The organism is Microcoleus sp. S1D4 (assembly GCF_036700765.1).
Taxonomy (GTDB): Bacteria; Cyanobacteriota; Cyanobacteriia; order Cyanobacteriales; family Microcoleaceae; genus Microcoleus.
In genome coordinates this window covers 94427-109254 of the sequence record NZ_JAUBPP010000003.1, presented here as the reverse complement: position 1 = coordinate 109254, position 14828 = coordinate 94427, and the positions used below count along the sequence as shown (strand labels likewise).

At 45.1% G+C, this 14828-nt stretch carries 13 protein-coding genes; 7 read left to right on the top strand and 6 right to left on the bottom strand.

Going from position 1 to position 14828, the window contains the following annotated elements; genetic code table 11:
- Positions 1-94: 94 nt before the first annotated feature.
- Entirely contained in the window at positions 95-991 is an 897-nt protein-coding gene (locus QT998_RS04480; protein WP_333116301.1) for an Rpn family recombination-promoting nuclease/putative transposase, read from the top strand.
- Positions 992-1734: 743 nt separating this feature from the next.
- Here the strand turns inward: QT998_RS04480 and QT998_RS04475 are convergent.
- Both QT998_RS04475 and QT998_RS04470 read right to left on the bottom strand, forming a co-directional pair.
- Entirely contained in the window at positions 1735-3474 is a 1740-nt protein-coding gene (locus QT998_RS04475) for a DUF3352 domain-containing protein (protein ID WP_333088471.1), read from the bottom strand.
- A 387-nt stretch (positions 3475-3861) separates the two neighbouring features.
- A complete protein-coding gene (locus QT998_RS04470) occupies positions 3862-4953 on the bottom strand; it encodes a hypothetical protein (RefSeq protein WP_333088473.1) in 1092 nt (363 codons plus the stop codon).
- A 135-nt stretch (positions 4954-5088) separates the two neighbouring features.
- On the opposite strand from QT998_RS04470, the gene QT998_RS04465 reads away from it, so the two are divergent.
- Together QT998_RS04465 and QT998_RS04460 are read left to right on the top strand one after the other, a co-directional pair.
- Entirely contained in the window at positions 5089-6327 is a 1239-nt protein-coding gene (locus QT998_RS04465) for an LL-diaminopimelate aminotransferase (RefSeq protein WP_333116302.1), read from the top strand.
- A gap of 298 nt (positions 6328-6625) precedes the next feature.
- Positions 6626-8008, top strand: a complete 1383-nt coding sequence (locus QT998_RS04460) for a DUF4041 domain-containing protein (RefSeq protein ID WP_333116304.1) — start codon at positions 6626-6628, stop codon at positions 8006-8008.
- A 98-nt stretch (positions 8009-8106) separates the two neighbouring features.
- Here the strand turns inward: QT998_RS04460 and QT998_RS04455 are convergent, their stop codons facing one another.
- The gene (locus QT998_RS04455) at positions 8107-8349 is read right to left on the bottom strand and encodes a helix-turn-helix domain-containing protein (protein ID WP_265233848.1); all 243 of its coding nucleotides are present in this window, start codon (positions 8347-8349) and stop codon (positions 8107-8109) included.
- A gap of 211 nt (positions 8350-8560) precedes the next feature.
- Here QT998_RS04455 and QT998_RS04450 point away from each other — a divergent pair, with 211 nt between their 5' ends.
- The gene (locus tag QT998_RS04450) at positions 8561-8827 is read left to right on the top strand and encodes a hypothetical protein (protein ID WP_106149473.1); all 267 of its coding nucleotides are present in this window, start codon (positions 8561-8563) and stop codon (positions 8825-8827) included.
- Between the two features lie 171 nt (positions 8828-8998).
- On the opposite strand, the gene cofH is transcribed toward QT998_RS04450, so the two are convergent.
- A complete protein-coding gene (cofH, locus tag QT998_RS04445) occupies positions 8999-10144 on the bottom strand; it encodes a 7,8-didemethyl-8-hydroxy-5-deazariboflavin synthase subunit CofH (RefSeq protein ID WP_333116307.1) in 1146 nt (381 codons plus the stop codon).
- A gap of 139 nt (positions 10145-10283) precedes the next feature.
- Here cofH and QT998_RS04440 point away from each other — a divergent pair, with 139 nt between their 5' ends.
- Both QT998_RS04440 and QT998_RS04435 read left to right on the top strand, forming a co-directional pair.
- The gene (locus QT998_RS04440) at positions 10284-11498 is read left to right on the top strand and encodes a glycosyltransferase (protein ID WP_333116311.1); all 1215 of its coding nucleotides are present in this window, start codon (positions 10284-10286) and stop codon (positions 11496-11498) included.
- A gap of 136 nt (positions 11499-11634) precedes the next feature.
- On the top strand, positions 11635-13428 hold the full coding sequence (locus tag QT998_RS04435; protein ID WP_333116313.1) for a glycosyltransferase family 39 protein: 1794 nt from the start codon (positions 11635-11637) through the stop codon (positions 13426-13428).
- Positions 13429-13521: 93 nt separating this feature from the next.
- Here QT998_RS04435 and QT998_RS04430 read toward each other — a convergent pair whose 3' ends face one another.
- Positions 13522-13932 carry a hypothetical protein gene (locus tag QT998_RS04430; protein WP_333116315.1) on the bottom strand — a complete coding sequence of 137 codons (411 nt, stop codon included), beginning with the start codon at positions 13930-13932 and terminating at the stop codon, positions 13522-13524.
- Between the two features lie 151 nt (positions 13933-14083).
- On the opposite strand from QT998_RS04430, the gene QT998_RS04425 reads away from it, so the two are divergent.
- Positions 14084-14341: a helix-turn-helix transcriptional regulator gene (locus QT998_RS04425; protein ID WP_194068030.1), complete on the top strand. Its 258-nt coding sequence runs from the start codon at positions 14084-14086 to the stop codon at positions 14339-14341.
- A 135-nt stretch (positions 14342-14476) separates the two neighbouring features.
- Here QT998_RS04425 and QT998_RS04420 read toward each other — a convergent pair whose 3' ends face one another.
- The gene (locus tag QT998_RS04420; protein ID WP_333116434.1) at positions 14477-14815 is read right to left on the bottom strand and encodes an HNH endonuclease signature motif containing protein; all 339 of its coding nucleotides are present in this window, start codon (positions 14813-14815) and stop codon (positions 14477-14479) included.
- Between the last annotated feature and the right edge of the window lie 13 nt (positions 14816-14828).

The following is a 14828-nucleotide window of genomic DNA, read 5'->3' as shown; positions in this document are numbered from 1 at the left end:
GCATACGCAATCCCGGAGCGGACTTGCATACGCACTACGACGAACCAATCCGAGATAAGTCAATCGACCGCACACGATAGGAGATGTTGAGTTAATGCGTCGAGATTCAATTTTTTATAAGTTATTTCAAGAAGCTCCGACGCTGTTGTTTGAGCTATTGGAAGAGTCACCATCAAATGCGGAACAGTATCGATTTGATTCGGTGGCGGTGAAGGAACCGAAGTTTGAAATTGATGGGGTGTTTTTGCCGCCGGATGCTGAGCCTGGAGTTGTATATTTCTGTGAGGTGCAGTTTCAGCGGGATGAATTGCTTTATGAGAGATTGTTTGGTGAGTCGTTTTTGTATTTTTATCGCAACCGCCAGCGATTTACTGATTGGGAAGCGGTGGTAATTTATCCGAGTCGATCGACTGAACAATCAGAAACGCATCCCTATCGATCGCTCACCAGCAGCAATCAGGTACATCGGGTATATTTGGATGAGTTGGGTGCGATCGAACAGTTGCCGCTGGGAGTGGCGCTGATGGCGTTGACGACTATCGACGAAGCGAGTACGCCGGAAGCTGCGCGATTGTTGCTGGCGCGATCGCAGCGGGAGGAATCGGAAGCCGCGAGTCGCGCCATAATAGAGATGCTGACGACAATACTGGTTTACAAGTTTACAAATTTGAACCGAAGGGAGGCAGAGGCGATGTTAGGGATTACGCTTGAGGAAACTCGGTTTTATCGGGAAGCTAAGGAAGAAGGCATCGAACAAGGCATTGAACAAGGCATTGAACAAGGCCGCGAACAAGAAGGAAGAGCCTTGATTTTGCGTCAGCTAAATCGCCGTCTGTTAAATCGGCGAGTTGGAACTTTGCCGGAATCTATTACCTCTAGAATTGCTGATTTGTCGATCGAGCAAATTGAAACTCTAGCAGAGGAATTGTTAGATTTTCAGTTGATCGCAGATTTAGAGGTTTGGCTGGAAAATTTGCCGCAGGAAGATTGAGGCGATGTGAGGGATTATATTTGAGGGGGCGATCGCGCCCTTTGCGCGCACAAATACCTCAAACGTACTCCCCCTCTGCTTCCTGGGTTCTGGGGCGTATGAAAGTGCATCCGCCGTTGCTGAGAGGATGTTAAGGGTGCGATCGGGGATGATTCCGGCGGATTAGAAGCGGATTGATGATGGTGGAAGATGTTTTGGGCGATCGTACCCACAGACTGATGTTAAATTTTTCTGTATGGCTAGTCTAAATCAATTGCGTAATTCTTTTAGGAGAAATCCCCCCTTGGAATTTTATTCATGACTACAATCACCAAATCCGATTAGCAATGCTGAAGATTCAACCCCCCTCAATTTTCTCAATCCTTTACATAAAAGCACTACCAAAATAGCCTGTACAATGACCTAACATTAACAGTCCAGCACGCAATCGCCCGCCAAGAAACCCGGTTTCTTTGCATTACTGGGGACTGCAGCGGAGGATTTTAGTCCATTAAACCAGGTTTGTGACAACCGCTGCACAAGTCCTAATTAAATTATAAAAATAATAAATAATCTTGCCTCCCGCCGTTGCTGTTTAATATCATATCCGCACTACGAACTGCACGCGCAAGCAGGTTCGTAGTGCGGACTTGACTCCGCTTTCCGCCAGCAAAAAATGGATACTACAAACCGTGTTTGTTATGGCAATCGACCCGACATGATATAAAGAGTTTTCATGGCGGATTTGTTCCATGATTTAAGAGCTAATTGGGAGAAGTTTGGACGGTGGGCGAAGGACTCGGTGCACTAGGATTCGGCGAGGGCTTTGGAGAAGGAGTGGATTGGTCGGATTTTTTGAGTCTGACAAAAGCGTCGTAGCGGGTGGTACGATCGCTAATGACGGCCGCTGTAACGCCGATCGACCGCGTGGCATCTATCCACATTTTTTGGGTGGGAGGAAACTCCGGTAAAGCTAGGTTTTTCGGGTTAAACGCAGTTTCGGTGTCGATGAAAAAATTGCCGTTGTTGGGCTTAAGTTGCGATCGTACAGTTTTCTGAAAAATTTCGCTGCTTAAAAGCGGACTTTTCGGCGCAGGAACGATCGCCTCAACCACGGGAGCTCCTACTGCGATAAACGCAACATTATTCATCCAGCCGCGAGTTACCGCAATCCCTCCAAACTGCGATGTCCATTTAGTCGCAGGTTGACCGCCGACTTTAATATCCTCAACTCTAAACCCTTTCATTTTCATCGTTTCATCAAGCTGTTTCAGGGATTTGTTAGCTGCGCTGCGGTTGTTTGTTTCCACCATAAATACAAATCCAGCAGCATATTTGTCTTTGGGATTTGGCGCGCTGGCAGGTATTAATGACAGAGAAAATTCTCCCCCCATCCAGTCGAGCAAATCTTTATCTAAATCCAAGCCGGTAGTGGATTTTAAACCTGTACGCAAAATTTGGGGATTAATTGGGGACAGCGGGTTAGCATCCGCTCCCAATACATAGTCTTGCCACAAACGCTGCAAGTTGCCGCCCGATACCATCATGATTGTATTGCTTGGGAGGCGGTCAACCATTTTTAAAGCGTTGTTTTCTACCACTATCTTTCTCGTGGAATCTGGTTTGAGCCAAGAGATGGATTTGAATCCAATGCCTTCTGAATCTAGTGTCGCTGTGGTGGCAAATCCCTGATTTTGTTGCAGTTTTTCCAGGTTTTCTGGCGAAATTTCGCGGGCTGAGTTGGCTGCTGTAAAGGCTGCTGCAACGGGCATATTGACGTAGAGTTGACCGAAGGCTGCTGGATCTTTTATTTGTTGGATGGCGTCTGCATAGCCGGGGGTTTTGGCGAGGGATGGTTCGCCTTTGTAGGTGTCAATTATTCTGTCTGTAGCCGTGGGATCTGTGGTGACTGCTAGATAGTTTGTGCCGAGTACCGCAACTGAAAAACTGCGATCGGGTATACCTTGAGTTTCTGTAACTTGCACGCCTTTATAATTGCGCTCAACCATTTTTCCTTGGTTGAGGGATCTGGGTTTTGCTAATAATTCTTTGGCTTTAATCGGGTTAGCAATTGGCAAGATAATTGCGACTGACTGCTGCATTGGCTGAGGCGGGGGCGAGTTGGGTGTCCGTGGGGGGACTGGTATTGCTGTTTTGTTTCGCAGAAACGCTACCATTGCTGTGTTACCTACCCACGGTTGAATGTCTTGCGCGTAGGCGTAACCGTTGGTTGTCAGGAGGCGATCGCGCAATTCGCTTAAAAACCTTTCAAACGAAGCTTTTGACTCGGGCGTACCAAACTCTCGCAGTTTATTCCACTGCGATTCATCCGTAGTGATCGATAGAGCCATCATCGCATCTTGCGGGACAACCGTTGCTCCCGCCGGTAAATCTTTGGCGGACCCGCGAGAAATGACGAGGTAGTACGCGAGAAAGCCTAAACCGATCAGAAGTGTAGCGGCTCCGATCGCAAACAGCAGGGAAGATTTATCTTTCTTAAACATTATTCGTAAGGTTTGGGTGCTCGGAACATGATAGATGATTTCCTTGCCTAATGTAGCAAATGTTGAAACAAGAAGGAAAAACAGAAACGGAAGTCGGAAGAAGCAAGAATAGCAATAGAAGCAGTAAAGCGTGAAGTCGCAAAATCTCCGAGAAAAGAAGACTTTACAAAACTTACGCGCGCCGAGGGCACAAACCGGATTTCTGCCTAAATATCTAGCGAAGAACCGAGGATTTTTCTAAAAAACTCGGTTTGAGAGCGCAACTCCTGCTTTAGTTAAGCCGATCGACCTTGAAATTCCCTGCTAGTAAATAATAAACTTTTTGTAAGCCTTTGCTCCGACAGCCTCCGAAAAGTCAAATATAAATGCCGCAACAGATTAATTGAATCAGTTTCTCGCCTTAAAGTCTTTAAAAATCGTTTGAAACGAGTACATCAACCGGTGGACATCGTTTGTCGCCCTCGGAAAAATGTTGAGCTCCCATTTTTTGCGCGCAGTTGTTAGTAGTTTTGCTACGGGCTGGGAGTAACTGTTAGAAATGAAATAGCTGCCGCCTTCGTAACGAATATCTGACGCTAATCCGATAAAAGCACCGGCCGTTTCTAGTTGAAGTTCCGAGGTGTAGTGTTCAGTTTTGACCGCTAAAATTACTTGCGAGTGTCGGGGTTCGCGGTTGAGCAAGCGACAGATATTCGCTTCTTTTTGGTACAAAATTAAAACGTTGCAGTTGTGCAGAACTCCGGCTCTACCTTGGACTTTTACTCCGAGGTGAATTTCTAGGGCTGGTTTGTCGGGAAATTCCACCACAGCATGAGTGTATGGATGTGCGGTGCCGTGGATTGTTCCGGCTGTTTTTCTAAAGGTTAAATATTTCGGTGTTTCGTCGTCTAAAACATTGTTGTAATAAATATTACCGCCTTCATTAGCAACTGCTTTTAGCAGGATGGTGAATAAGTAAGCGTCAAAAATTCTTGCTTGTTCTGCTGCTCCGTTGAAATCGGGGTCGATGGAGCTTTTTAATTTGCTTTTAATGTCGGAATTGAGGGCGTAGTTGCTAGGCTCTGAGGGCAGTTTTTCGAGTAATTGCTTGAGGGCGATCGCCTGTTTGTGGCGAGGGGCAGTCACGCTGGAGGTAAACTCGATTGTTTGGGCTGTTTCTGCACCTGAATTGGCAAAAATAATTTTTGTGCCGAGGGGAGAAGTTTCCGATTCTACTTTCAAGAAATAAGCTATTTCGTCTTCCATTTCGGAAGTGTTCACCGTCGCTTGTCCGACAGCATCAATTAACAGCAAAAGTTGTTCTTTTGCGGTATAATCTTCTATCTTGAGCAGAGGTGTCTTTCTTTTGAGCGATCGCTCTTGAATTACTTTACCTATCTCTACAGTATCCGCTACTTGTTGAACTACCCAATCCAATTTAAACTCATTTAGAATTGCCGCCAGTTCTTGATAGAGTTTGGCGTACTCGATGTCGTCCATAATTGCTTCTGCACTGCACACTATATCTAATTATACAAGGTGGTTGATTTTTTTGTCAATCTGCCAACAGCCAACAGTCAACACTCAACTGCCAATTAGCAGTAAGCTATTTTACGACAAACTAGCGATCGAACTATGGCAACTATCAACGACAACTACCTCAAACTCAAAGCCGGCTACCTGTTTCCCGAAATTGGGCGCAGAGTCAAAGCCTTTGCAGATGCGAATCCCCAAGCGCCCATCATCCGGCTGGGGATTGGCGACGTGACTGAACCGCTACCGGCTGCTTGTCGCGAGGCGATGGTGGCGGCGGTAGCAGACATGGGTTCGCGGGATACCTTCAAAGGATACGGCCCGGAACAAGGTTATGAATGGCTGCGGGAGAAAATTGCCCAGCACGATTTTAAGTCGCGGGGATGCGAAATTGATGCTTCGGAAATCTTTATTTCTGACGGTTCTAAGTGCGACTGCGGCAACATTTTGGATATTTTCGGCAGCGATAATACGATCGCAGTTACAGACCCAGTGTATCCGGTGTATGTAGACACAAACGTGATGGCCGGACACACGGGAGATGCCAACGACAAAGGCGAGTACGAAGGCTTTGTTTACCTGCCAATTACAGCAGAAAACAACTTTACCGCCCAAATTCCGACAGACAAAAAAGTCGATTTAATTTACCTGTGTTTCCCCAACAATCCGACGGGCGCAACTGCAACGAAGGAACACTTGCAAGCTTGGGTAAATTATGCTAAGGCGAACGGTTCGATTATTTTCTTCGATGCGGCCTACGAAGCGTATATTACCGATCCGAGTTTACCGCATTCTATCTACGAAATAGAAGGTGCGCGCGATTGTGCGATCGAATTTCGTTCTTTTTCCAAAAATGCTGGTTTCACCGGTACTCGCTGCGCCTTTACAGTAGTACCGAAGACTTTGACCGGAAAAGCCGCAGACGGTTCCGATGTCGAAATTTGGAAGTTATGGAATCGCCGCCAATCTACTAAGTTTAACGGCGTTTCTTACATTGTCCAGCGCGGTGCAGAGGCGGTTTATTCGGAGGTGGGAAAAGCACAAATTCAGGCGTTAGTCAATTTTTACATGGAAAATGCTGCAATTATCCGCGAGAAATTGACAGCGGCCGGAATCGAGGTTTACGGTGGCGAAAATGCGCCTTACGTGTGGGTGAAAACGCCTCACGGTTTGACGAGTTGGGAGTTTTTTGATAAGTTGCTGCAAACTGTAAATGTGGTGGGGACACCGGGTTCTGGTTTCGGCGCGGCGGGTGAGGGTTATTTCCGCATTTCGGCATTTAACAGTCGGGAAAATGTGGAGGAAGCGATGCGACGGATTGGGGAGAAGTTTAAGGTTTAATCTCATCTCCCGCTTAAACCGAAAAGCCGCCAGCCCGCCAGGGGTTGAAACTCCTGGCGGGCTGGCGGAATTAGGGAAAAAGCATTGATTTAATGTGTTGTGGAACAGGCCGGAAAGCCTGTTATTGAAAATGGTGTAAGATGCAAGTTTTGGAAAGTGCGATCGGCTGATTGTGCCAAACTACACTTGATGCGGATGAATATGTGCTAAGGGCGATCAAGTTAAATTTTCGGAAACTTTTCTGATTTACAAGCTTACAGTTATATTAAGACGTATTCACTTAGAAATGCAGGGTCATATGTTGTCAACACTCCTCGGATTATCCGCATTAGTTCTAGCTGCCGCATTGACATTCACACAACTGAAACTAACTAAACATAAAAAGCTTTTACGTAAATATGATTCGCTTTTTTCCAAAGAAGACTTTGAAAAGCAATTAGATTCTAACATCAATCTAAAACAAGGGGAAGTAGACCAGCTTGCAAGCGAGCAAAAACAACTAAAGGCTAAAATTAAAAACCTCCAGCAAAAACTCAGTGAGGTTGAAGAATCAGAATCCGTTCAATCTTTTGGATTTTATAAATCGCAGTATAACTTTGGCAGTTCTGAAGAATACAAGCGCCGACTTGACCAAATTAGAACCCAACAAAGCAAAATGCTCAAAGATAAGACGGCGGCCATCTGTCGTGTACCCTGGGTAGTAGAGGGCAGCCATAAAAAAGGTAAGAAAATGACCGATGACTTTCTGACGCTAATACTGAGAGCATTTAATGGCGAGTGCGATGCTGCAATTCTTCAGGTTAAATATAACAATGCCAATAAATTAGAAACCAGGATTAATAAAGCTTTTGAAACCTTGAACAAGCTCTCAGAAACTAATCGCTGTCAAATCATGCCTAGTTATCGCGCTCTTAAACTAGAAGAATTACATTTGACTCATGAGTTTCTAGAGAAAAAACAGGAGGAAGCTGAAGAACAGCGGAGAATTAGAGAGCAAATGCGCGAAGAAGAAAAAGAACGCCGGGAGATCGAAAAAGCGAGAAAAGATGCGGAACAAGAAGTAAAACGTCGGGAACAAGCTTTAGAAAAAGCTCGCCGAGAAATCGAACAAACTACAGGTCAACAGAGAGAACAATTAGAGCGAAAAATTCAAGAAATAAATCAACAACTTCAAGAGGCTCTTGCTAGTCAAATAAGAGCGACTTCTCGCGCTCAGGTGACTAAAGCAGGATATATCTACGTCATTTCAAATATTGGTTCTTTTGGAGAGAATATTTATAAAATTGGGATGACGAGAAGGCTTGAACCCGACGATCGCGTTAAAGAATTAAGTGGAGCGTCTGTTCCATTTCCCTTTGACATTCATGCAATGATTTTTTCGGAAAATGTTCCACAAACTGAAAATTTATTGCATCAATATTTTCGAGATAAAAGCGTGAACAAAGTTAACCAGCGCAAGGAGTTTTTCAAGGTGACATTAGATGAAATCACCTCGGCACTTGAAAAAATTGCCGAACAAACTAAAACTGTCAAAAAAGCGGAAATTAAATTCACCAAGGTTGCTGAAGCAGAACAGTATCGAAAAACGCTAGCTATAGAACTAGGTGAAACTCAGCCTCCAGACTCAAATTATACACCGAGGTGGGATGAGGAGGAGGAAGAGTCCGACGCAGACGAATAAGCAATTCAAAGACTATGGAGTCTACGCAATGGGACAAACTATCCGAAAACCAAATAAGTTCGTTTAAATAAAACGCCTCAATTATAATATTCCATTTTCTATCCATCAGCATCGCTCGGATAACCAAATTGGTCTGGTAATTCAGCAGAGGTAATTTGCAGAATCTCTAGCAACTTCTTGTATTGCACAGGCGTTAGCTTCGGTACAGATCGCCCCGATTCCCAGTTTCTTACCGTCGCTTCCGTAACGCCAAGTGCTTCTGCTAGCTGCTTTTGAGTCATAAACCGCTGAGTTCTCAATCGCATTAAGGGCGATCGATCGGCTCTTTCTGAGATTCCCATAGGCTATTTGTTAACTTATATTAAGTTTATTTACTATATACTTAAATCTATTAACGATAACCGTTAATCGGTTTACGATTAAACAATCAACATTAGACAGCACCAGAACCGCAACTTGTGCTGTAGGGGAATTGCTGTCTTTTCTTCAACTTGCTATTGTACGCGGTTTTACCGTGACACAGCATCAAACCTATCGAAAATTGTCAAAACTATGTTGCAAGATTCCGCATCGAACCAAGTATCGCCCCAAGTTTTAACTAACCAAAGCTTTGAGGCCGATAATCGCGAATCCATCCGTCACGTCATCATCGGTTCGCCGCTGGGAGTACGGCGCACAATCCACCAACTCCACGCCTTGCGCTACGCGGAAGTTGCTCGTTGGACGCATCCGATCGCGATTCCCGACAATCGCATCATCATTACACCAGAACAGGGAGAAATCATGAGTTTGTTAGTTAAGTTAATTCGGTTGGATTGATGTGTTAATGTGCGATCGCCCTTTCGAGCATTGTAGTCGAAAGTGCGATCGCACATCTCCCCTGCTCACCCGTACTAAATCCGGGATTTTTACATTCTTTATTTCTTAGTCCGCGGAGGCGGACATTGTTTGTATAGCAGCGGTTTCAACCGCCGATTTATGGCTAATTCATTAACTTATTACAGCCAATTTTTCAACCCCCAAATGTCGATAAATTGTATCTCTTTGCTGATAATCCCGCCCCAAAGAACGAATCGCATTTTGCAAATCTTCCACAGACTGACAACTGCCGCCAACTGCACCGGCCATTGTAGTAATGTGCTCTTCCATCAAAGTGCCACCGATGTCGTTGCAGCCCCATTTGAGCGCTTCAGTAGCTCCATCTAAACCCAGTTTTACCCAGCTTGGTTGGTGATTGGAAATCAAATTTCCCAAAAAGATTCTAGATACAGCGGTGAGCAACAATGTATCTGCTAAAATCGGTTGGTCGCGGCCGACTCGACTCCGCAAAGGAGCCGGTGCTTCCTGTCCGACAAATGGTAGTAAAATAAATTCTGTAATGCGTGCCCCATAGTTTTGGTCGATCGCAGTTTGTTGGAGCGATCGCACTTTTTCTAAATGCAAAACCTGCTGAGAGGCGGTTTCAATATGCCCGCAAAGCATCGTGCTAGTTGTCGGTAAACCCAGACGGTGAGCAGTTCCCACAATTTCTAACCAAGTTGCAGAATCTAGTTTTTCCGGGCAAATTATCCTCCGCACCGCATCGTCGAGAACTTCCGCTGCCGTTCCCGGCATCGAACCAACTCCCGCATCTTGCAAAGCTGAAATTACATAGCTGAAACTCAGATTATCTTGTCTGGCAATAAATTCTATTTCTTGCGGCGAAAAAGCGTGCAAGTGCAACTGCGGAAACTTATCTTTAATAGTTTTTACCAATTGCAGATAATAAGGCAAAGATGCACCGCCCTGTTTAGCTTGAAGATTTAAGCCGCCCTGCATACAAATTTCCGTCGCACCCCGCTGCACTGCATCAGTTGCCTTTTCCTGAATTTGGGCTGCATCTAACCAAAAAGCGCCTTCATCTCCGTCGTCGCGGCGGAACGCACAAAAACTGCAATGCTGCTCGCAAATGTTGGTAAAATTAATATTGCGATTTATAACATAGGTAACAGTATCCCCTGATTGTCGGCGACGCAGCAAGTCAGCGGTTGCTTGAATTTGGGCGATCGCCTCTGGATCTCTTTGTTGCAAAAGTATCAAGGCTTCGGCGGTAGAAATGTTATAACCTTGTAAAGCTCGATCTAGAATTGCATCCACAGTTTTATTTTTGGCTCAGTTACAGAATTACTGCCTAGAATTAAGGCGTTTTTATATCTTAACAAATCGATCGTAGATGAACGCTCTGCTAAAATCTCAACGTTTACAAAAGCATCTTTTAATTTGTGAAACTTAATTTATGGGCATCAACCAAACAAATCATCTGTTACCAGTGCCTTCTGGACTTTTGCAAATTCCTGCTGTACCGACTTTCGCTTCAACTTTTACAGACACAGATACAGCGCCCATTTATTTTTCCCTCGTCATTCCCACCTATAACGAGTGCAAGAATGTCAAGAGTATTGTGGAACAATTGAGCCAATTGCTTGATGGCATGATTCCCGGCAATTACGAGTTAATTGTAGTCGATGACGACAGCCCCGATCGCACCTGGGAAGTTGCCCTGTCCCTGACACCAGAATATCCGCAATTGCGCGTGATGCGCCGCTCAGACGAGCGGGGACTTTCTACCGCCGTAATTCGCGGGTGGCAAGCCTCTAGGGGCGAGGTTTTGGGGGTGATCGATGCCGACTTGCAGCATCCGCCGGAGACACTGTTGCAGCTTTTAGCAGAAATTCAGCGGGGAGCCGATTTGGCCGCTGCGAGCCGCCACGTTGACGAGGGCGGGGTGAGCGACTGGAGCGTTGTCAGGCGATTGTTGTCGCGGGGAGCTCAAATAGTCGGATTGATCGTACTACCGGGAGTGGTGGGCCGAGTTTCCGATCCGATGAGCGGCTATTTTATGGTGCGCCGCAGTTGCATTGCCGAGAAAACCATGAATCCTGCCGGTTACAAAATTTTGATTGAAGTGCTTGGGAGGGGAAACATCCGCTGGATTGGAGAAGTTGGTTACGTGTTTCAGGAGCGGAAAGAAGGCGAGAGCAAAGTTACTGGGAAACAGTATATTGAGTATTTGCGGCATTTGCTCATATTGCGGTTTGCCCGCTGGCCGATGGGTAAGTTTCTGCGGTTTGGCGTGGTTGGTTTCAGTGGCGTGTTTGTGAATATGGCGGTTTTGTACGTGCTGCGTGAGATATTAAATTTGGAGCTGACTCGCAGTCTGATTCTTGCTGCTGAATTAGCAATTATCAGTAATTTTTTTTGGAATGATTGGTGGACTTTTGGGGATATTTCTAAGCGACAGCCGGGAATGAAGCAGCGCTTGAAACGGCTGTTAAAGTTTAATACAATTTGCTTGATGGGTTTGATTTTGAATGTGCTGCTGGTTAATGTGATGTTTAATTTTTTGGGGATGAATGAATATTTGGCGACTTTAATTGCGATCGCAGTCGTGACTCTGTGGAATTTCTGGATTAATATGAAGCTGAGCTGGCGGGTTACGGAAGTTGATTAGAAACTGGGTCATGGGGAATTGATAATGGGCGATTGGTAATTGATAAAATGACGTTGGACGGAAAGCGAGTTATTGAGGTGCTCGCACTAATGACTAATGACTAAGGACTAATGACTCTTCTTCCCAAGGCTTTTGAATGACTGAATTGATGATTAAACATAAACAACTGTTGCTAATATTGCTGTGGATGGCGATCGCCCTAATGCTGCGCTTTGCCAATTTGGACTCGAAACCGCTGTGGACGGACGAGTTTTCGACTCTAGTGTTTAGTTTGGGGAACAGTTTTCGCGGTGTGCCGATCGATCGCGCGATCGACCTTCCCACTCTATTACAACCGCTGCAATTTCGTCCCGATGCTGGCATTGGAGATGTCCTAAACCATTTGCTGCTAGAAAGCAACCATCCGCCAGTATATTTTATGCTAGCCCACTGGTGGATGCAGTTGTTTGGCCCGACCGAAGATAGTTTAGTTTGGATCGGGCGATCGCTGCCGGCATTATTAGGCGTTATTTCCGTACCCGCCATCTACCTTTTAGGCAAATTTGCATTCAATTCTCGTTTAGTTGGTCAATGTGCCGCCGCGATGATGGCAGTTTCTCCCTACGGCATTTATCTCGCTCAAGAAGCCCGCCATTATACTTTAGGAATCTTATTAGTTATTGCCTCTCTTTTTTGCTTGACCTTAGCTGGAAAAAAACTGCAACAGCGCGCTCCGCTGCCTATTTGGGCGGTGCTGCTGTGGATAGTTGTTAACTGTTGGGGAATTGCTTGTCACTACTTTTTTGTGCTTACTTTGTGTGCCGAAGCCATCGCCTTAATTGCTGTAATTTTGCTGCAATTTAATCAAAAATTGGCAACTTCAAATAATCAGCAGCCGAATATTTGGCAATTTCAAATTATCTGGCGGCTGTTAGCAGTAGCGCTGGGGACTTTAGCTGGCGGTTTAGTTTGGTTACCGATATTTTTGTCAAATAAATACGGTAGCGAGCTCACGAATTGGCTTGTCAGTGGCGATCGCACATTTTTAGATTTGATTAATCCGATTGTTCAAGCTTTAGCTGGATGGATTACTATCGTGTCGCTGCTGCCGGTAGAATCGTCAAATTTGGCAGTAGTGGCTGGATCTGCGATCGGCATGACAATATTTTTGCTGTGGGCGCTTCCCATCCTATTTATGGCTCAAAAAAACTCCTTAAAAACGCCAAATAATCGTTTAGGTAATGTTATTTTCGGCGGATTTGTGCTAGGAGCAATTTTCCTATTTTTTAGCTTTGCATACATTCTAGGAATTGACCTAACTCGCGGCGCACGCTACAATTTCGTCTACTTTCCCGGCGTAATTTTATTGTTAGGAGTAATCTTAGCAGTTATTTATAGCACACCTACAGTCAAAAGTCGATGGTTTAATTTACCTGCCGTAGAAATTTCTGGCAAAAGAGCAGTCATGCTAATTTTAGCAATGAGTTTTGTCAGCGGTATCACAGTAAATTCCAATCTCGGCTATCGCAAATATTACAAACCAGACCTTTTAATTCCGATTATCCGCGAAGTGTCGTCGAAAGTTCCCGTTTTAATTGCCACTACTCAAAAGACTCATGTAGAAATAGGAGAGTTGATGGGGATTGGATGGGAATGGGAAAGAAGGCATAAGGAAGAAGTCAGAAGGAAGAAGGAAGAGGGAAGAGGGAAGAAGGAAGAAGTTAAAGCCTTTGATTCTCCACGGTTTCTTTTGGTTAAGCAGAGAAGGGATGCGCCGGAAATTGTGACTGGAATACTCGATCGGACACTCAGTCAATTAGAACGTCCGCTAGATTTGTGGTTAGTAAATTTTCGCACACCTGTCAACTTAGCATCACAAAAATGTCAGCTTGAATCGCGCGAGTTTCCGGCAGTAGACGGGTATGAATATCAAGTTTATCACTGTTTTTGAACGGGCGGGCGATCGCAATATTAAGGTTCGTAGTGTGGACTTCAGTTCGCAACAAAGAGCGGACTAAATGCCACACTACGAACCGATCGCCCGCTAAGCATCAGCGGCAAAATATTTAATTAAGACGCTCATCACTTCACCGGGATTTTGAGTTGGAACAAGCGGGCTCCAGTCAGTAGCACAGGCAAAATTATCGCGGTGAAAAGAATGAATGACGCGGGAAACAACAGGACGAGAACTGATAATGAAAAGTTTCAAGAGTTCTCGGTTAACTGAACTTGGCAAGTTTGGCTGCTTAGCAGGAGGCTGCATGAATTCGGCAGTTAGATTGTCTTGCCCAATCTCGAAAGCAAGTATTAATTCGGTATTGGGCAGCAGTTGCCGGATGACTGTCAAAGATGATTCTGCTTCGCTGCGGCTGCGAAATTGCGCGACGGGTAAGCGCTGAAAGTTGGGCAGCAGTCGGTAAATAGTCCAAGCATTCGGAGTTTCTGGGGTGTTCATGGTTGTATTGTAAATTGGGTATGTTTGCCCATAGGAATCTGACAGACTTGCATCTTTTATTGTTAGTGCAGTCTGTTTTGGCTATGGTTGTGCCTATCAAAATCAAGCTAACCGCTTAATTTAAGCGCTTAAATTAAGATTTTATAATTATATGGTAAAAAAAAGGCAACGTCAACGGCAACCAGAAAATGAGTTGCCTTTTCGGAGACTGCGGGAGGATGCTAACCTCAGCCAAGAAGAGTTGGCTGTACTGATGGGCGTATCGGGTTCGTCGGTGCGACGATGGGAAAAGGGAGACGAACCGACGATGACTGTTCGGCAAATGAGGGATTTTTGCCGTTTGGTGGGGGTATCTTTTGATGAGTTGCCGGATTATCTCAGTCGGTGGGTAGATGAGGAGGAGTCATAGGAGGTCGATCGGGCGATCGCACTTTCGATTAAAATAAGTGCGTTAGCGAAGCTTTCGGCAGGAATCGATCTTTCATTGCAGTACAAATTTTGTGGCAGAGGTAGCCGCTCAAACTTTGAGTAACTCTCAGTATGCTCAACTTTCTGATTGAATTAAATCCCCTGCAGGTGGATGTCGTTTTATAGCTTTGTCAGCGGCCCGAATATTAATGACTCTCTCTCGATTTAAGACTAATGCTGTAACTGTACCTCGTCCAATTGGAGTCAAACCAACTATTGATAATCCATCCGCAGACCAAATAAAATGTTCGTTCCAACTATCTTGTCTGGGATTAAACAACGGTACTTCTACATCTGACTGAGCATCTATCGCTCTAGTTTTATCAGATTTCTTGCGGTTGCAGTGAAAGCAAGCTAGTGCCAAATTGTCAATATCATTAGTCCCATTTTTAGTCAAGGGAATGATGTGTTCGATAGTAAACTCTACC

Coding starts and splice junctions, on each gene's coding strand:
- QT998_RS04480 (WP_333116301.1), top strand. CDS start 95: ATGCGTCGAGATTCAATTTTTTATAAGTTATTTCAAGAAGCTCCGACG.
- QT998_RS04475 (WP_333088471.1), bottom strand. CDS start 3,474: ATGTTTAAGAAAGATAAATCTTCCCTGCTGTTTGCGATCGGAGCCGCT.
- QT998_RS04470 (WP_333088473.1), bottom strand. CDS start 4,953: ATGGACGACATCGAGTACGCCAAACTCTATCAAGAACTGGCGGCAATT.
- QT998_RS04465 (WP_333116302.1), top strand. CDS start 5,089: ATGGCAACTATCAACGACAACTACCTCAAACTCAAAGCCGGCTACCTG.
- QT998_RS04460 (WP_333116304.1), top strand. CDS start 6,626: ATGTTGTCAACACTCCTCGGATTATCCGCATTAGTTCTAGCTGCCGCA.
- QT998_RS04455 (WP_265233848.1), bottom strand. CDS start 8,349: ATGGGAATCTCAGAAAGAGCCGATCGATCGCCCTTAATGCGATTGAGA.
- QT998_RS04450 (WP_106149473.1), top strand. CDS start 8,561: ATGTTGCAAGATTCCGCATCGAACCAAGTATCGCCCCAAGTTTTAACT.
- QT998_RS04440 (WP_333116311.1), top strand. CDS start 10,284: ATGGGCATCAACCAAACAAATCATCTGTTACCAGTGCCTTCTGGACTT.
- QT998_RS04435 (WP_333116313.1), top strand. CDS start 11,635: ATGACTGAATTGATGATTAAACATAAACAACTGTTGCTAATATTGCTG.
- QT998_RS04430 (WP_333116315.1), bottom strand. CDS start 13,932: ATGAACACCCCAGAAACTCCGAATGCTTGGACTATTTACCGACTGCTG.
- QT998_RS04425 (WP_194068030.1), top strand. CDS start 14,084: ATGGTAAAAAAAAGGCAACGTCAACGGCAACCAGAAAATGAGTTGCCT.